The organism is [Scytonema hofmanni] UTEX 2349 (assembly GCF_000582685.1).
Lineage (GTDB): Bacteria > Cyanobacteriota > Cyanobacteriia > Cyanobacteriales > Nostocaceae > Hassallia > Hassallia hofmanni.
The window spans coordinates 1,300,130-1,317,754 of the sequence record NZ_KK073768.1 but is presented as its reverse complement, the minus strand read 5'-3'; the positions used below and the strand labels follow the sequence as shown (position 1 = coordinate 1,317,754).

The window sequence follows — 17,625 nt, the reverse complement described above, 5'->3', positions numbered from 1 at the left end:
CGTCGATAAATTCAACGTATTGTAAAGACGTTCCGACGGAACGTCTCTACCGTCAGTCAAAATTTTGAAATTAAAATGCAAACAACATCTGAATTTTACTGCGCTTATTGCGGCGAACCAAACGTAACCTTTGTAGACTTGAGTGCAGGTGGACAGCAATCTTATATAGAAGATTGTCAAGTTTGCTGTCGTCCAAACATTTTATATCTGCGGGTGGATGAAGAAACTTTAGATATAGAAATTGATACAGAATATGAAGGTTGAATTTTAGGTTTTTCTATCAATGCTTCACTTTAAACATTCTTCAGTAATTAATGCACCGGTAGAAGTTGTTTGGAAATTTCACAAAAGACCAGACATATTACAACTTCTTACCCCACCTTGGCAACCAGTGCAAGTTATGCGTCGGGAGGGGGGACTTGACATTGGTGCGATTACGGAATTTCGCCTTTTCTTAGGATTATTACCTTTAACTTGGTTAGCACGTCACACTGAATGTGAAGAATATCGTCTATTTACAGACGAACAGATATCAGGTCCATTTGAATCTTGGGTGCATCGACATCAATTTGAACCAGAAAATGGCAAAACTAAATTAACTGATGCGATCGCCTTTTCAATGCCAGGTGGCGATTCTGTAGAATTTTTCAGCGGTTGGCTAGTCCAAGCACAACTAGAAGTAATGTTTCGCTATCGTCATTATGTAACTAAACGAGAGTGCGAGTCAAGTTAAGAGAATACACTTAACAGTAAAATCACGCAAAATTAACTTTCATTAAAGAATATATGAGCGCTCAGGATATCTACTTGTCCTGAGCCTCTTTTTTTACGATAATAAAAATACTTTTTCTACCGTTAGATTACTGAATTTTAACGCCATTAACTAGTTTATTTGACAGTAATTTTACTGCTTAAAACGTGAAAAACATGAAATTTTTACAACCAGGGTTCAATTACAAAGGTACTTTAAAGTTAGCTTTGCTGAGTGCAACTTCATTCTTTTTGCTTACACCGTCAGTAAATGCCGTACCTGCAAACAACTCACAACAAATTTGTCCATCGGCAAAATTACTACCCAAACGCAGTTTCGATACAGCTAAATATTCTGTTTATATTTGCCGAGGTGATAATAAGAATGCGCTTGGATATTACGTGCGTATTTCTAAAACAGATAATAGTAAAATCACCGTACCTGTAAGTAGCACAACTGGTGAAACTTATATTGCTAGCAAGGGAGAAATAGCATACGCTGTCACCCCCTATGAATTGCAAGTAATTAAAAATAGACGTGTTATTCTCAAAGAAAGAGTAAATAATGCGATCGCTGGTGACGGTCAACCTCTTGCCAAAGCTTGTCCTGAAGGTGAAAATATCTTTGGTGAAGCGGAAACTAAAAGCTTTATTATTTATATTTGCGGCAGCAATCTTCCCACAAACTATATTGCTATAACTAGAAGTGGTAATCGTCGCATCGCAGTTCCACTCTCTAGCTATAATTCTAAAGGCACACCGGAAGCCAGTCAGTATATTGCAGTCAACGGTGATATCCGTTATGTTCTCACCCGAAAAGTGCTAAAAATTTCTGACAACGGTCAAACTGTACTCAAAGAAAAAGTCCTGCACTGGAATTAATCACCAATACTATTAGCTGCCGTACTCTTGCAGCTAACACACCCTACGTATCTTTTCACGCATCAAACCGGATTCCTGTAGAAGACTTGAAAAATAAAATGATTAACGCGCATTCATGGGAAGAAATCAAAGATTATTTAAAGCTTGGAAGCAAGTTGACTGGAGTAGTCACAAAGCATTTCCCTTTCGGGATATTCGTTGCCCTTCCAGGGATAAAATTTACAGGTCTTGTTGAAATTCCAGATTTTAAAGATGAAGGTTATATGACTCCATCTGAGTATCCACCAGTTGGTTCGTCAGTAGATATAGTAGTGTTGGGATTTAAGGAAACGGGACAACAAATCAGGTTAGGGATGAAGCCAAGTCAGTTAAATCAGTCAAAGTAATTTGGAGTAGAAAGTTGAAATAACTACAAGTTGGCTTAATAATTTATAGAGAAGAAGGCATATCATTTTTTGGACTGCATGAAGTAAATGCTGCAATCAAACATCGCTTGCTAATAGCTAATGGTATTTTGTGATATTAGCTATTAGCGCAACTTTAAAAACCAACAGCTTATTTATCCTTATTTTTCAAAGCTTGTCGAGAAACCCACTGAAGTAAACCAGGAAACAACCGATAAACTGCTTGGGAGAAATTAGCCGAACCAACTACTACCTCAGACCGTTGATTTTTGACTGCAACCCAGATAGCATTTGCCACATCCTCCGGCTTTTCCACCACCGGAGTTTTCAACACAGTATTAAGTTGTTCACGACGATTTTTAGCGTCCTCCTCATCTTGACCGCGAAAAATTGCCCGGTCTAATAAATTACTTTTAATTAGACTTGGGTAAATTCCACAAACATGAATACCTTTAGGCTTTAATTCTGCTTGCAGTGCTTCTGTCAAACCTGTGACAGCAAACTTACTAGTACAATAGGGAACTAAATAAGGAGTAGGTACTTTACCACCAATGGAACTTACATTAATAATACTTCCACTTCTACGTTCCAAAAAATGAGGCAAAAGTGTATTAATTGTATAGATATATCCCCATAAATTAGTATCTATAACTTGATGCCAATCTCTCAAAGAAAACTGCTCAACTAGTCCGGATGCATAAATACCAGCATTGTTTACCAGTATGTCGATATTGCCATAATGTTCCAACGCTTTTTCTACTGCTGCGCTTACTTGTGATGGTTCTGTAACATCGCAAGAAATAATTAATGGTTTTGCATTAGTAACACTTCGGATTTCCTGCGCTGCTGCTTCCAGCGAGTCAGTGTGACGCGCTGTAAGTACTACATTATAACCTTTGCGGGCAAACATAAGAGCGGTTGCTTTACCAATACCCTGAGAAGCACCTGTAATAAAGACTGTAGAAGCCATATTTTAAATAAAAACGCTATTTACTCTTTATAGTTTGGGCAATAATTTTTCAGAATCCTTCTGACTTGCGTTAGATATTTGATGACAATTTGTCCTGCTTATTCCTGTTTTGATTTCACTTGATGTCTTCAAGCCGCACACTCGTGACTTCCAGTCATGAGTTAGGCGCTCTATATTAGGTGATACTTTATGTTAAAATTCAATGATATTCAGCAAATTCAAGAAATTGTCATCCATCCAAAAAGCATTTAAAGTTACTCTCATACCCACGCATAATCAAGAAGTCTTAATCAACAAGACAATTGGTTGTGCCAGATATGTGTACAACCGCTTTTTGGCACTAAGACAGGAGTTATATGCCACGGAGCAGAAGACTTTAAACTATAATGCTTGCAGCCAGCAGCTAACTCTACTCAAAAAGGAGATTGAGTGGTTAAAGGAAGTAGATAAATTTGCTCTGCAAAACTCACTCAAGAATTTAGAGACAGCATACAAAAACTTTTTTGCTGACTTGAAAAAGTCTAAAAATAAAAAAGATGTCGGCTTCCCCAAGTTCAAAAAGAAGCATGGTTGCAAGCAGTCTTACAAAACGAATCTTACTAACGGTAATATTCAATTAATAGAGAATCGTTTAAAACTTCCAAAGTTAGGGTGGGTAAGGTTCCACAAATCCCATAGCGAAGCGGTAGCGAGTCATCGAGCGTCAGACATTACTGGGAAGCTTGTCAACGTTACTATTAGTCGCACAACGTCCGGTAAATATATTGCTAGTATCTTGTGCGAAACAAAGATAGAAAAACATCCCCAAGTAACAAAAAATATTGGCTTAGACTTAGGGATTAAGTCTTATCTCGTTACTAGTAATGGTGAGACAGTAGATAACCCAAAGTATTATAGAACTCAAACTCGTAAGTTACGCTCATGCCACAAAAAACTATCCCGCAGTGTAAAAGGTAGTAGTAATAGAGTCAAAGCGAAAATCAAGCTGGCTCGTACCTACGAAAGAATTACCAATCTCAGAGACGACTTTCTGCACAAACTTTCAACTCGCTTAATCAAAGAAAACAGCATTATCTGTATTGAGGATTTACGAGTTGCCAACATGGTTAAAAACCATAAATTAGCCCTGAGTATTTCAGACGCTAGCTGGTCCAAGTTTGTCGCCATGCTTGAATACAAAGCTCTGTGGCATGACAGAATTGTGCAGAAAGTCGGTACATTTTACCCCTCATCTCAGACTTGTAATCATTGTGGTTTCATTAACCCATTGCTTCGTGATTTAAACTTGCGCGAATGGTCTTGCCCTAGTTGCAATAGCTATAATTTGAGGGATAAAAACGCAGCACTTAACATATTAAGCGAAGGTTTGAGATTATTAACCGCCGTCGGTACGCCGGAGGTTATAAAAAGCGCCTGTGGAGAAATTGTAAGTCCTGAAGTAATTCAGGCAGAGTTCGTTGAAGCAGGAATCACGCGACTTTCAGTCGTGTGAGGTTCAAAGGTTAATCCAATGTTAATTGACATAAAGCAATACAAATTTTCCCCACAATGCCCAAAATCTCATCCTTTGGACTTGCGGACACTTTGGAACCCCGGATAGATAGCGTTATCTCTTTACCTGAATACTATTAAAGTGTAAATACATTATTTAGAAAAATTAACAATGGAACCATCACCTACTAATCCAGCTAAAACTCCTGTCGGTGTCAGCAATCGTCAATCTGTCGGACCATTCCCCACTGATGCGACCGAAACCTCATATAATGGAAGCGATCGCGTCGGCCTTCAAGTTTGGCTTTACTCCCCAAGCTGAACTATGGAACGGACGCTTTGCAATGATTGGTTTTTTAGCCTACCTTCTTTGGGACTTGAACGGCTACAGCGTGGTACGTGACGTATTACACCTCGTTTCCTATGCCCGTTAAGCATGTTTTAGCTGTTTGTGTCAATTAGACTTGACAAGCTGATTATACAACCTGGGACACTGAGAGTAAATGCAAACACTTTTTCCCAGTGTCCCCACTTCTATGAGTCTAGTTGCATATATAAAAATGTACTTAGTATGGCTAATTGTGTAATAATAGTTAGCATAACTTCATCTTTCTAAATATTTAGTTATTTGGCGATGTTCAACGCATAACACTGACTTCTAGGATTTTTCAACCTAGTGGTTAGTGTAATTTGCCATGACTATACTTTGTGAAATTTTCATCTGCTACGTGGAGAAAAAGCGTGATTTCATTAGAACAATCGCCCAGTCGTCCGATAAAATTGACCAGGGAATCAAATACATCAGTCTTCATTGCAATTGCCATTATTGGATTATGGGCAATTAGTCTTGTAGTGTTACTTTCACTTGACATTACCCAGTTTAACTTTTTAATGTTATTGCCTATCATCTTTTGGCAAACATTTTTATATACTGGTTTATTTATTACAGCACATGATGCTATGCATGGGGTAGTATTTCCTAAAAATACTAAAGTTAACCATTTTATTGGGTCATTATGCCTTTCTCTTTATGGTCTTTTACCATATCAAAAATTATTGAAAAAACATTGGTTACACCACCACAATCCTGCTACTGAAATAGACCCGGATTTTCATAACGGTAAACATAAAAATTTCTTTGCTTGGTACTTTCATTTTATGAAAGCTTACTGGAGTTGGACTCAAATTATTGCCTTGATGATTATATATAATGTTGTTAATTACACAACCCATATACCCAAAGATAATTTAACTTACTTTTGGGTCATACCCTCAATTGTAAGTTCATTACAGTTATTTTATTTTGGCACTTTTTTACCTCATACCGAGCCAGAATCAGGTTATAGTGAACCTCATCGCGCTCAAACTATCTCCCGTCCAATTTGGTGGTCATTTATCACCTGTTATCATTTCGGCTACCATGAAGAACATCATGAATATCCTCATGTTTCTTGGTGGGAGTTACCAGAAATTTATAAAAGCAAGTTACGAGTTAGATAGAGACGTTCCGTTGGAACGTCTTTACGCGAAAAATAGGTATTTCGTAGTAAGCGTTTCAACGGTTATTTAAGCACTGAAGTGCTTACTACGATTAAGATTAATTCGCTATCGGTTGTTTAATAGATACTGCTTCTGCACTATTTTCTAATAAAGGTGGACGCACAGACAAATATATTAACGAACCAAACAACGGTATCAAAGTAATTAACCCAAGTAGCCGAGGATTTTTCACCTGACGACGTGCCATATCATCTCCTAATAATGCCGGAAAAACTAGGGAAAGTACGCAGAAATCTAAACTCATCACATGGATGAAACGGCTAGTTTGCCACTTTTCAAAAAAATTTACCCAGTCTCCGCCTTGTAAGCCATAAGCAACTAAAATAATTGTGCCTAAAGTTAGTGCAATACCTGTGAAACGAGAATCTAACAGTTTAATGAAAAAGTCTTTTTTGCCAGTAAACTGTTTATTTGGTTCCCGTAAAGCCAAGTAAGGTAAAATCGCAAATGCGCCAACTGCGAAAGAGGGAATAGCAAACAACCAAGCGGGTATTTTTTGCCCTCTGCCGTCAATAAATAATACTGCACTATAAATTATAGGGAAAACGCCCATAATGTTGAATAGTGCAACTATTAAAGGGTTAATGCCTTGCCATTGTGCGGTAGAAAGGTTTTTAATTAACTCAAATGTATCCGGTTGATCGGCAGGGGCAAAAACAAAAGCATAGGTAATGAATCCCAGCCACAGCAGCCCAAAAGCGATTTTTCTCAACATATTTGAAATTGGTTAACTGAAAGCTTCTGAGAGGTAATCAGCAGCAGCAGAAACGACAGCGATCGCACTTTCATAATCTAAGCGCGTTGGTCCTAAAACTCCCACGCTTCCCACAGGTATTGAACCTCGGCGATAATTGGCAGAAATTAAGGTACAACTGCGTATCGGTTCTAGGGGGTTTTCCGAGCCAATCCGAACCGTTACCCGTGTTTTACCCACCTCATTTGATGGAGGCTCCTCAAATATTAACCGCCACAGTTGGTCTTGTTCTTCCTCCAGTAGTTGGATAATCGTTTGCACTTGTTGTAGTTGAGAAAATTCTGGTTGGCGCAAAACTTCTGCGACGCCGCGAATCATAATTTGTGTAGCAGATGGTGTGATAGTACGACGGGCTAATTCTGCGACTGAGTTTTTCAAAAATTCTCCGTAACGTTGGAACTCTCGATCTAACTGCGTCCAGTCGAGAGTGGCTAATTCTAACAAACTCCGTCCCCGCAACTGGCTATTTAAAAAGTTAGAAATAATCTGCAACTCGCGATCGATGACTTCTGGTTCAAGTTGTGTTTCTGCCGATACTGCTGGCAAATCCATTAATGTCGAATGCGTCTCATAAGCATCCGTCACTACAATCAGCATTATCCGTCCCGCTTCAATTTGCATCATTTGCAAATGTCGCAACGTTGCTCTTTCGGTTTGCGGCATGGTAATCAAACTAATGCAACCACTCAAAGTTGCCAATATTTGTGCCGCTCCTTGCAATAGAGCCTCTAAACTCCAATCTTCACACTTGAGGCGCTTTTGCAGTAATGCTTCTACCTCTCGTGATAAATTTTCTGAAGGTGTAATGAGCTGGTCTACATAAGTACGATAGCCAGAGTCTGAAGGTATGCGTCCGGCAGAGGTGTGAGGTTGGTAAAGCAACCCACCTTTTTCTAAAAAGCCCATTACGTTGCGAATTGTGGCTGAACTAACACCGAGGTCGTATTCTTCAACCAAAGCTTTAGAACCCACAGGCTCTGCGGTAGCGATATAATGTCGTACCGTTGCCCAAAGTATATGCTGTTGTCGATTGGTCAGCTTGACTTGCATAGGAAATGTTTTACGAAGCTGAATTTTATTAGATTGTGAAAAAATTAATAAGTTTTCAATTAAAATAGCAAATTATTTACTTCTATTATAATAAGTAAAAGTGAACTACCTACGCTCACCGCGAAGCGGGAGCGTAGGCTTCCTGTCCAACAGAAAGCGCAGTAGTGGATTTCTTGTGTCCTCCCTGTCCTTCTCCCTCTTTCCCTAAAGAGTGAAAATCGGTCAAAGGATTGTCGTCAACTCACCCGTAATTCATCTCATCATTCGTCCTTGCGGACTGAGTGAGAGGCTTCTTACGGGATTAGCTAAACTCCCAAATTTACCTGTTCTGTGAGTTTGGTTTTATTTATTGCCGTACATTTACACAACTTTTTATTAATTTTTGTTGGATTTTATTCAAAATCGGAAAAATACACGCAATTAGTCTTTGATAAATTCACCAAAATATTATTTTTTGCAAGTATTGTTAAGCTTTTTTTTACAAAACCATAAATTTATTTAGTATTATATTAACAATACCAAAACTCAACCGGAAAAGTAAGTCCCGGCAGACAAAGAATAATTTGGGTGTAATCTGTTTTATCTAGTTTCTAAGCAGATGCCCATAAATAAAGGCTTCTTAACGTACTAACGGCTTAAACCGTTAAAATCCTTAGGGACGAGCGGTAAACCGCTCACTACGAACTAGGTATTTTACATTTAATTTTGCCCACTTACTTAATCCTAATAGTGAGGAATGGAAGGGTTAACCAAGGTGGAGTAGGCATCAATACCACCGGCAATATTTTTGACATTTGTAAAACCTTGATCCGCTAACCACTGACACATCTGAGCGGAGCGAATGCCATGATGACATAATACAAGGGTTTCAGCGTGAGGATCGAAACGGGTGGGAATTTGATTACCCCATTCGCCAAATTGACTCAGGGGTAGATTGACAAAACCCTCAATACTAGCGATCGCTAATTCTTCTGGTTCGCGCACATCCACAAACTGAATATCTCGATCGCCTGAAGTTAGACGTTCCGCCAGTTCATCTACACTAATTTGGGTAATAGGTTGGGTATTCATAGATTAGGGCAATGGGCATTGGGCAATGGGAATTAAAGACGCTCGATTTTTGATGCCTGTTCTATATCTAATAGCATTCTTTCCATGCCCAATGCCCCATTCTTTATTTTTAATAGATTTCTGCTCAGGTTTCGGTAATAAACTTAGTCTTAGTATCAATACCGCATTTTCTCTGTTGAGAAGACGGTTTCACATTATTGTTGTGTGTAAAAGCCGCTTACGTGGTCTTTAAAAGAAAATTATGAGACAAAACTCATTGTTTGGTTTTCTAGCAGCTGGTGCGATCGCACTGCTATTGATTATTATCGCAGGCTTTTACTGGTTCTTTGGCAAAAGTCCGGTTAACCTCATTGGTGGTGGGACTGCTTCGGAACCAGGTGCTGCCATTTTCGTGTCTAAAAGGGCACCAGTTATGCTATCAATGCTGATAAATCCAGACAAATTGGAGGCTAGTAGTAGTGATCGCGAACTGTCAAAATTGAAAACAAGTTTATTAGCTAATACTGGCATTGATTACAAAAAAGACGTTCAACCCTGGTTGGGGAACGAAATTACACTAGCTGTCACCACCTTAGATATTGATCGCGACGCCGCAAACGGACTGCAAACCGGGTATCTAATGGCACTCTTCAGCAATCAACCCGAAAAAAGCCGCGAGTTTGTGGAGTTGTTATTTTCCAAGCGAGCGATCGCTGGGGAAAACTTAGTTGTCGAACAATACGAAGGTGTAAAGCTGATTTCTGACACTTCCCCATCGGAAAAAGGTTTGCTTGCCGGTGCATCTGTAGGCGATTTTATCTTATTTGCCAACGATCCAAAAGTGCTGCGAGATGCAATTAATAATGTCCAAGCACCGGATCTCAATTTGACAAATTCCCTCCAATATCAGAAAGCGCTGAAACAACTGCCGAAAGACTCTTTAGCTGCGGCTTTTCTCAATCTTCCCGCTATAGCCGAATGGCAAAATTTAAAGCTGTCAGAAGCAACTTATGACAGCCAAATAGTTTCCTTAGCATTGAACCCGAAAGGATTGCTCGCAGAAACCAGCTTTTTGGCATCATCGGCAACATCACCGCCATTTTCACAACTTTCGCAACCTGTAACAGCATTGGAATATATACCCGAAACAGCAGGTTTAGCAATTTCCGGTGTTGATTTGAGCAATTTGGATAAAAGCGATTTAGCTCAACTTTGGAAACAACTGACAACGGCAATATCTGGATCGCAAAAAGATGTTACTTCTAGCTTGGTGCAACCCTTTGCGGATGTAGAAAAAGCCTGGGGTATCGATTTGCGTCGTGATATTTTCAGTTGGGTAAAAGGTGAATACGCTATAGCATTGTTACCTCACGAACAGCAAATTAATCCTGACTGGGTTTTTGTGGTGGAAAAAACCGAAGGTGTTCCTTTATTGATTTCTCAGTTAGATGCGATCGCTTCATCCCAAGGATTAAACGTTAACTCCCTCACTTTAGACAATCAAAAAATCTTTGCTTGGACAAAGTTAACAACCGTGACGAATAATGCCGAGCGCGGTTCGGAATCGATTAACCTCAAAACAAAAGCCCAGGGGGTACATACAAGTTTAGGAAATTACGAAATTTTTACTTCTTCAATTGATGTCATGAATCAAATCCTCAAAATCAAGGATAATTCCTTAGTGAAAAATCGCAATTTCCAAGATAGTATCGCTGCAATTCCCCAACCGAATCAAGGCTATCTTTACCTCGATTGGGCAAAGAGTCACCAGATTGTAGAACGTCAAATACCCATTCTCAAGTTAGTCGAAGTAGTCGCTAAACCGTATCTGGACAAAGTGCGATCGCTCATAGTTAGTAGTTACGGTAGCGACAACGGATTACTCAAAGGTGGCATCTTCTTCGAGCTTCATCACTCGTGACGTAGTGACAAGGGGGACAAGGGGATAAGGGGACAAGGGGACAAGGGGATAAGGGGATAAGGGGGACAATTCTTCTTTCCCCCCTCTCCCCATCTCCCCCTCCCCCCGGCTTCACAAAAACTTTCATTGTGGCACATATTAATGTGGCACACATGGATAAATATACCTGATTGCATTCTATAATATAGGTATATAAAACAACTATAAAGACCCTGTTGGAGGGCTAATATGAAATATTTTCGCCCCCGACTTCAGTTGCGAAGCGGCTTAATTTTAGCGGTGTTAAGTGCTATTACTGCTAGCCCTGTAATGGCAGACACGTCAAACTTTGCCAAGTTAAGTTTGGCACCAGGGTTTGCACCAGCACAAGGAACGGTAGAAGGGTATACTGGCGGTTCTTATTCATTGTCTGCGATTAGTAACCGCGATCGCGACAGAAATGCTTGTATTGGTTTTGCCGATCCCAAACCAGATCACCTGATGGTTTTGGATAAAGATTTTTCCCAGTTGAATATACGAGTAAATAGTGGTGGCAAAGATACCACTTTAGTCATCCAAGGACCAGACGACGCAAGTATTCGTTGCGGAGATGACACTGGTAAAAGAAAAGATGCCAGCATTCAAGGTAGTGACTGGAAAGCTGGAACTTATAAGATTTGGGTAGGTACATTTAATTCTGGAGACAAGGGCAACTACACCCTAAGAGTGGAGCAACCGTGACATACTCCTACACTGATTGCAAGCAATACAGTGTAGGCTTCTCAGCGACTCCCGGTATCCCGTCGGACATTGACTGAGCTTTGTTTAGACTGCACGAGATGCCCCTCCGCACAGTTGAGCAATACAAAAATGTTCAATCTTTTGTACTGCCAGAGTTTTACCTACCCACAGTGGCGACACCGAAGTGCCTATTACTGGGCAGAACCCCATACTCTGAGTTTCCAAGGTACATCGTGCAGGAAGCAGCTAGCTATTAATTTGATTAAACCTGCACTATTTAAGTATCTCATAGTTACGGTGAATTGTCGTAATTATGTCTAGAACAAATAGAGTTGAAAAAGAGGCAAGGGAGCAGGGAGCTCTTAGCAGGGGAGAAGGAACAGAAAGGGGGATTCGACCCCACCTGAACGAGAGCCACTTAACTCTTATTGGGGGACTCAGACCCATGTTCCGCTCCGCTCCACGGCAGGAGTCAGGGGTCATTTCCCCCCGCTAGAAAGCCCCCTGCCCCCTGCCTCTTCGTTGAAACAAAACTTAATGATAGGGAATTAGGGCTTTTAAAGGAGTTTGCACAAAGTTTAGGTATACCGATGTCTGAAGCGCTGAGAACCCTAGTTCAGAGCTTGGCGATTCGTCGCCCACCCCACTCCCTTGCGGGAGTGACAGTCATTATTGGTGGGGGGGGTGGGACTCCTTATCACCCAAAAATTCATCTCATCACCTCCCTTGCGGGTAGGTGAGAGGCTTCTTTTTGCTTCAGCTAAAATAAGAGCGATCGCACTCGGAAGGATAAAATAGATAAGTAGCTCGTTTTGCTTTCCGAGGGTACCATAAAAGTGCTATCTACACTGCGTACAGACTTTCGCATCATTTTTGAACGTGATCCAGCCGCTCGTAACTGGTTGGAAGTATTATTTTGCTACCCAGGTTTGCAAGCTTTGCTATTCCATCGGCTGGCTCACCGACTGCATATAATTGCTATTCCCTTTTTTCCCCGGCTGATTTCCCACATTGCTAGGTTTTTGACTGGAATTGAAATTCACCCAGGTGCAACTATTGGCAAGGGTGTATTTATTGACCACGGTATGGGCGTGGTAATTGGTGAAACAGCGATTATTGGTGACTATGCGCTTATTTATCAAGGTGTCACCCTTGGTGGTACTGGTAAACAAAGCGGCAAGCGACACCCAACTTTAGGGGAAAATGTCGTAGTTGGTGCCGGCTCGAAGGTACTGGGTAATATTCAAATTGGTAACAACGTCCGCATCGGTGCCGGCTCAGTTGTTCTAAGGGATGTCCCTTCTGATTGTACTGTGGTCGGCGTACCTGGTCGCATTGTTTATCGTTCTGGAGTCAAAGTTTCTCCTTTAGAACATAACAATTTACCTGATTCTGAGGCACAAGTAATTCGCGCCTTAGTTGACCGCATAGAGTTGTTAGAACAACAAATACAACAGCTTCAAGAACTTCAATCTTCTCCAAAAACTCCTGTGATGGCGGGTAAATTTGCCGCTAACGAAGGTGAAGAAACAGAAAATAAATTACGCTGCGACCTCAGAGATAAGGCTATTCAGCAGTTTCTTGATGGTGCGGGGATTTGAGGAAGATGGGGCATTGGGCAATTGGGAATGGGCATTGGGAATTAAAGAAGCGGCTGTAAGTGATGCGCGTTTTAATACGATTCTTTCCATGCCCGATGACGGCAGGTGCTTCTCCTTACGGAGACGCTACGCGAACAGGTGACGCTCCTGCGTCGCTAACGTTTCGCTCGAAAAGCTACTCAAACAGAATATTGAGATAGGCAACGAAAAAAAAGAGCGAAGGGACATCATTACTCAGTCGAAACGATTTAAATATCAGTACAACGTTTCCAATCAGCGGCGACAGAGATGACTCAAACGTAGCGCGAAGACTCTGTTCGTGCGCTGCATTGGGATTATTATGCCGCGATCGCTACATCAACCAAATTCAACTAGCATGTACGCTTGCATTAATTCCATTCACAATCTCTTGGAAAGACGCGGATTCCAGAACAGAGACAAGGTTCACCGCTTTTGCCAATAAGTAAGGTCTGTCTTCATATTCATCTTTACTCGGCAGCACAATCTGAATCGGTTTCCCTTGATCGTCAACTCCTTTTTCAAACACAAGCAATCGAGGATTGGGATGACTGATTGTAATCCAGTGATGTTGTTGGAGATAATTGACTACTTCTGCAACATGAAGCTCTTGAATTTGAGGGTAGTTTGACAGAACTTCAGGGGTCATCACCATTCTCCCGTTTTGACATTCTCTATTAAGGTTAGCAAAGATTCGGGAGTCAGGCGTTGCGATCGCGGGATTCGGATTCTCACAGAGGAGCGATTTCCGCTGGGACTGCCGCTAAGATATTCCATTGATTTCCAAACTGCCTTTGCTGCTGGGTTGGAAGGTGTTAAAGATTCAGTATATTTAATCACAATGCAATCTGTTATGGAGAATGGATAATTAACATCAAGGATTAATTTCTTGCTTAGACCACTGTTGCTGCTGATCCAAGCAGTATAAATAGCGATTTTGTGGATCGCCCTTTAATTCCAGATGATCTACCTGTACCGGCTCAAGTAGCAGTAGGCAAAAGTTTGTTAAAGGTTGAGTCGCATCAGGTGGTGGTGGATTAAAAGCTGCTGGATCTTGAACTCTAGGTTTACCAGGTTCAGCCCAAGCAAATTGTAACCGCGCTGCATCACTTAGCTCTTGCCAAGTTTTCATACGTGCTTTATGTAAAACGGGGTCAGAATAATCGCAACCTACCAAGGTTAGGCAGCCAGTAATGCGGAATTGTTCTCGTGTGTTGGGAAAGTACCAGCAAGCTTCTGCCCAAGATTGCTGCTGTATCTGGTCGGCTTTTTCGCTGCGGGCATCGGTGATAAATTTTAACTGGTTGGTGTCTTCGAGAAAGCCGCGAAAGACGAGGGTACGATTAGCGGGACGATTATTTGCCCGAACTGTTGCCAGTTGGAGGTAACGAGCATAAACAAGGCTGCGGTTGCGATGAAGCGCACGAGCTACTAGCGATCGCCAAGGAGCTACAGACACCATAAAATTAAAACTTTACTGTAACTCAGTGCAGAACTACAGCTAGCGCAAACCGAAAAAAATTGCAATCTTTCACCTTACATCTACTTGGCGTATAGTCATATTCTGTCGGAAAATAACCAACAATATTTGACTCATGGTTCGAGAACTTGAACTAAAACGCATCAAGGCAAAGTTTCCAGAAACTGCCCCAGCTGCTAATCCAGTGTTTTTTAGAACTTATAGCCGCGCTCTAGAGGTAGGACAAAGGGAAACATGGGAACGAGTATGCGATCGCACTCTCACAGGCTTAACCAAGGTGGGAAAGCTACGCCCAGAAGAAGCTGCCATACTCCAAAAAATGCAGGAAAATCTAAAAGCTCTCCCCAGTGGACGCTGGTTGTGGGTTGGTGGTACAGAGTGGATATCCAAGCCCAAAAACTTTTCTGGGGGCTATAATTGCACCTCCACCAACCTCCAAGATTGGAGTGCTTTTGGATTGATGATGGATTTGGCAATGATGGGTTGCGTGCGATTCGTTGGCTAGAAACCAACACCCGGAAGGGTTTTGGAGGATTAGCCACAAGGTTTCTTCTACCACATTGGTAAAAACCTTGATAACTTAATAGTCATGTTGGTGACATCGAAACAAAACTTTACAGAGCAATTGATAGAAATATCAAATTATAAATCGGTAAACCATAAGATATTTTCGATGAAGTCCAACCCCCTAAGTGCAAGGGTGAAAGCACTTTCCCTACGGTAGCGACTAGCCATCAATCCGTAAAGCGGGAATGAACGGTGTTAAGAAGTCAGTCCAGATTTCGACACATCTAGCAAGAGAGTATGGTTAGCGTGCAGCGAATCTACGTTTGAATCATCGTGATCATATAAAACAGCCTAGTGGATTAACAGGCTGTGCCAAAAGGCAAGGGGAGAGCAACCGGAATACAACCGTTCGGTTTGCACCGCTCTTAACCCCGGTGAACAGTAGAAACCTAACCTCTCAATCAATGACTATTAGGAACGAAGTAACCACATAAATTCTCTCAGGAGGTCGAACACCTGAGCAGGTGCTAACCGGATGAACTATGTGGTGAGATTGAGTCAAAAGCAAATGCCTACGGTAATGCGTAGGATACGCTGACGGACTCACGGTAATCAGATATGTATAGGTACAAGTAGCGATGAAAACGACTAAAACGAGTTTTAAGACTACGGTGGTATGGAACAAAATCAACTGGAGGAAAATCCAGAGGATAGTGTTCAAGTTGCAAAAGCGCATATACAAAGCTGTTCAACGTGGTGATGTCAAAGCAATGCGACGACTCCAAAAAACTTTGATGAAATCCTGGTACGCAAAGCTATTAGCTACGCGAAAAGTAACCCAAGATAACCAAGGCAAGAAAACGGCAGGGGTAGACGGGGTGAAATCCCTCGGATACGAAAGTCGTCTCTTACTGGCAAAGAATTTAAGCATAAATAGTCAGGTAAAACCAACCCGCAGAGTATGGATTCCAAAACCAGGAACAGACGAAAAAAGACCCCTAGGAATCCCAACAATGGAAGACCGGGCAAAACAAGCGATCGCAAAGTTAGCCTTAGAACCACAATGGGAATCAAAATTTGAGCCAAATAGTTATGGGTTTAGACCGGGACGTACAGTACACGACGCAATCGAAGCTATATATCTAGCTCTACATGGTAAGGCTAAATATGTACTAGATGCGGATATATCAAAGTGTTTCGATAACATTAATCATCAGAAGCTACTTGAAAAACTCAATACGTATCCATCAATGAGACGGTTAACACGAGAGTGGTTAAAAGCCGGATATGTAGATGGAAATCAATTATTCCCAACAAAAGCAGGTACACCACAAGGCGGAATAATTTCACCTTTGCTGGCTAATATCGCGCTTCATGGAATGGAAGAAGTGATTAAAGAATATGCAAATACCCTACCTACTCGTAGGAATTGGGGGAAAAAGCAAAACCGAAGTGCGTTGAGTTTAATCAGGTACGCAGATGATTTCGTGATTATTCACGAAGATATTAATGTTGTTTTAGGGGCAAAAGCGGTGATAGAAGGTTTCCTAAAAGACATCGGCTTGGAACTAAAACCGAGCAAGACGAGAATTTGTCATACATTAAATAAATATGAAGGGGAAACCCCCGGTTTTGACTTCTTAGGCTTTAATGTTAGACAATTACCCGTAAACGATGGAATGAGCGCACGGTCATCTAATGGAGAAATCTTAGGTTTCCAAACGATAATTCAACCAAGTAAGAACGCAATAAAACGCCACTATAAAGAAATAGCTGACATTATTGATTCCCATAAAGCAGCACCTCAAAAGGCGCTAATTGCAAGAATCAATCCAATAATAGAAGCATGGAGAAACTATTATTCTTCAGCCTGCTCAACCGATGCCTTCAGAATCTTAAATCACATGATTTATAAGAAACTAATGGTATGGGCAAAATCCAGACATTACAATAAAGGTACTGAATGGGTTGTTGAGAAATATTGGATTACAGTTGGTAAAGACAACTGGGTATTCGGATACAAGAATCCAGATACTAAAGAAAGCTATGTCCTCAGCAAACACACTCAAATAGATATTGTACGACATATCAAAGTCAAAGGAGAGGCTTCACCGTTTAATGGTGATTTCACCTATTGGGGTTCAAGGACAGGTAAAAGTAAAGAAATTCCATCTTTACTCGCAAAAATACTACATAAGCAAAAGGGAAAATGTGCCCATTGCGGTCTTACTTTCACAACGGAAGATAAAATCGAAATCGACCACATACAACCAACTAGTAATGGTGGTAAAAGAAAACTTGATAACCTACAAGCATTGCATAAACATTGCCACGACCAAAAAACTGCCAGAGATGGTAGTTTGAACAGTTCCTATGACAAAGGTATGATTATTGAGGAGCCGGATGAGGTGAAAGTCTCATGTCCGGTTCTGAAGACGAGTAGCACTCGTGAGGGTGTTGCTTAGTT

At 41.1% G+C, this 17,625-nt stretch carries 17 protein-coding genes and 2 pseudogenes; 12 read left to right on the top strand and 7 right to left on the bottom strand.

What is annotated here, in order from left to right; translation table 11 throughout:
* The first annotated feature begins 75 nt into the window (after positions 1-75).
* From TOL9009_RS0110960 to TOL9009_RS0110945, 4 genes are all read left to right on the top strand, one after another.
* Positions 76-264: a CPXCG motif-containing cysteine-rich protein gene (locus tag TOL9009_RS0110960; RefSeq protein WP_029632843.1), complete on the top strand. Its 189-nt coding sequence runs from the start codon at positions 76-78 to the stop codon at positions 262-264.
* A gap of 19 nt (positions 265-283) precedes the next feature.
* The gene (locus tag TOL9009_RS0110955) at positions 284-733 is read left to right on the top strand and encodes an SRPBCC family protein (RefSeq protein ID WP_029632842.1); all 450 of its coding nucleotides are present in this window, start codon (positions 284-286) and stop codon (positions 731-733) included.
* Between the two features lie 194 nt (positions 734-927).
* Positions 928-1,632, top strand: a complete 705-nt coding sequence (locus tag TOL9009_RS0110950) for a hypothetical protein (protein WP_029632841.1) — start codon at positions 928-930, stop codon at positions 1,630-1,632.
* Between the two features lie 98 nt (positions 1,633-1,730).
* A complete protein-coding gene (locus TOL9009_RS0110945) occupies positions 1,731-2,018 on the top strand; it encodes a S1 RNA-binding domain-containing protein (RefSeq protein ID WP_051502864.1) in 288 nt (95 codons plus the stop codon).
* 169 nt (positions 2,019-2,187) lie between these two features.
* Here TOL9009_RS0110945 and TOL9009_RS0110940 read toward each other — a convergent pair whose 3' ends face one another.
* Positions 2,188-3,006: an SDR family NAD(P)-dependent oxidoreductase gene (locus tag TOL9009_RS0110940; protein WP_029632839.1), complete on the bottom strand. Its 819-nt coding sequence runs from the start codon at positions 3,004-3,006 to the stop codon at positions 2,188-2,190.
* 226 nt (positions 3,007-3,232) lie between these two features.
* Between TOL9009_RS0110940 and tnpB the strand changes: the two genes are divergently transcribed.
* The 3 genes and pseudogenes from tnpB (at position 3,233) to crtW (ending at position 5,997) form a co-directional block, all read left to right on the top strand.
* Complete coding sequence (gene tnpB, locus TOL9009_RS0110935; protein WP_242055145.1) at positions 3,233-4,498, top strand: IS200/IS605 family element RNA-guided endonuclease TnpB; 1,266 nt, start codon at positions 3,233-3,235, stop codon at positions 4,496-4,498.
* 267 nt (positions 4,499-4,765) lie between these two features.
* Positions 4,766-4,931, top strand: a pseudogene (locus TOL9009_RS49210) (chlorophyll a/b-binding protein); the annotation flags it as partial.
* 307 nt (positions 4,932-5,238) lie between these two features.
* Entirely contained in the window at positions 5,239-5,997 is a 759-nt protein-coding gene (crtW, locus tag TOL9009_RS0110925) for a beta-carotene ketolase CrtW (RefSeq protein ID WP_029632837.1), read from the top strand.
* A gap of 97 nt (positions 5,998-6,094) precedes the next feature.
* On the opposite strand, the gene TOL9009_RS0110920 is transcribed toward crtW, so the two are convergent.
* From TOL9009_RS0110920 to TOL9009_RS0110905, 3 genes are all read right to left on the bottom strand, one after another.
* A complete protein-coding gene (locus tag TOL9009_RS0110920; RefSeq protein WP_029632836.1) occupies positions 6,095-6,772 on the bottom strand; it encodes a hypothetical protein in 678 nt (225 codons plus the stop codon).
* A gap of 12 nt (positions 6,773-6,784) precedes the next feature.
* Complete coding sequence (gene hrcA / locus TOL9009_RS0110915) at positions 6,785-7,861, bottom strand: heat-inducible transcriptional repressor HrcA (RefSeq protein WP_029632835.1); 1,077 nt, start codon at positions 7,859-7,861, stop codon at positions 6,785-6,787.
* 723 nt (positions 7,862-8,584) lie between these two features.
* Complete coding sequence (locus TOL9009_RS0110905) at positions 8,585-8,932, bottom strand: rhodanese-like domain-containing protein (protein WP_029632834.1); 348 nt, start codon at positions 8,930-8,932, stop codon at positions 8,585-8,587.
* Between the two features lie 241 nt (positions 8,933-9,173).
* Between TOL9009_RS0110905 and TOL9009_RS0110900 the strand changes: the two genes are divergently transcribed.
* The 3 genes from TOL9009_RS0110900 to cysE all read left to right on the top strand — a co-directional run bounded on the left by TOL9009_RS0110900 (position 9,174) and on the right by cysE (position 13,153).
* The gene (locus TOL9009_RS0110900) at positions 9,174-10,832 is read left to right on the top strand and encodes a DUF3352 domain-containing protein (RefSeq protein ID WP_029632833.1); all 1,659 of its coding nucleotides are present in this window, start codon (positions 9,174-9,176) and stop codon (positions 10,830-10,832) included.
* A 228-nt stretch (positions 10,833-11,060) separates the two neighbouring features.
* Entirely contained in the window at positions 11,061-11,552 is a 492-nt protein-coding gene (locus TOL9009_RS0110895) for a hypothetical protein (protein ID WP_029632832.1), read from the top strand.
* Positions 11,553-12,388: 836 nt separating this feature from the next.
* Complete coding sequence (gene cysE, locus TOL9009_RS0110890) at positions 12,389-13,153, top strand: serine O-acetyltransferase (RefSeq protein ID WP_029632831.1); 765 nt, start codon at positions 12,389-12,391, stop codon at positions 13,151-13,153.
* 367 nt (positions 13,154-13,520) lie between these two features.
* Here cysE and TOL9009_RS0110885 read toward each other — a convergent pair whose 3' ends face one another.
* Genes TOL9009_RS0110885 through TOL9009_RS0110875 form a run of 3 tightly spaced genes read right to left on the bottom strand, consistent with a single transcriptional unit; the run spans position 13,521 to position 14,630 of the window.
* A complete protein-coding gene (locus tag TOL9009_RS0110885) occupies positions 13,521-13,820 on the bottom strand; it encodes a hypothetical protein (protein ID WP_029632830.1) in 300 nt (99 codons plus the stop codon).
* Positions 13,820-14,011 carry a DUF4365 domain-containing protein gene (locus TOL9009_RS0110880; protein ID WP_029632829.1) on the bottom strand — a complete coding sequence of 64 codons (192 nt, stop codon included), beginning with the start codon at positions 14,009-14,011 and terminating at the stop codon, positions 13,820-13,822. Before TOL9009_RS0110880 ends, TOL9009_RS0110885 begins: the two co-directional genes overlap by 1 nt.
* Before the next feature lie 34 nt (positions 14,012-14,045).
* Positions 14,046-14,630: an Npun_F5749 family FMN-dependent PPOX-type flavoprotein gene (locus tag TOL9009_RS0110875; protein WP_029632828.1), complete on the bottom strand. Its 585-nt coding sequence runs from the start codon at positions 14,628-14,630 to the stop codon at positions 14,046-14,048.
* Positions 14,631-14,766: 136 nt separating this feature from the next.
* On the opposite strand from TOL9009_RS0110875, the pseudogene TOL9009_RS0110870 reads away from it, so the two are divergent.
* Positions 14,767-15,138 (top strand): annotated as a pseudogene (locus tag TOL9009_RS0110870) (ribonucleoside-triphosphate reductase, adenosylcobalamin-dependent); the annotation flags it as partial.
* 658 nt (positions 15,139-15,796) lie between these two features.
* Positions 15,797-17,623 carry a group II intron reverse transcriptase/maturase gene (gene ltrA, locus TOL9009_RS0110865; RefSeq protein ID WP_029632826.1) on the top strand — a complete coding sequence of 609 codons (1,827 nt, stop codon included), beginning with the start codon at positions 15,797-15,799 and terminating at the stop codon, positions 17,621-17,623.
* Positions 17,624-17,625: the final 2 nt, after the last annotated feature.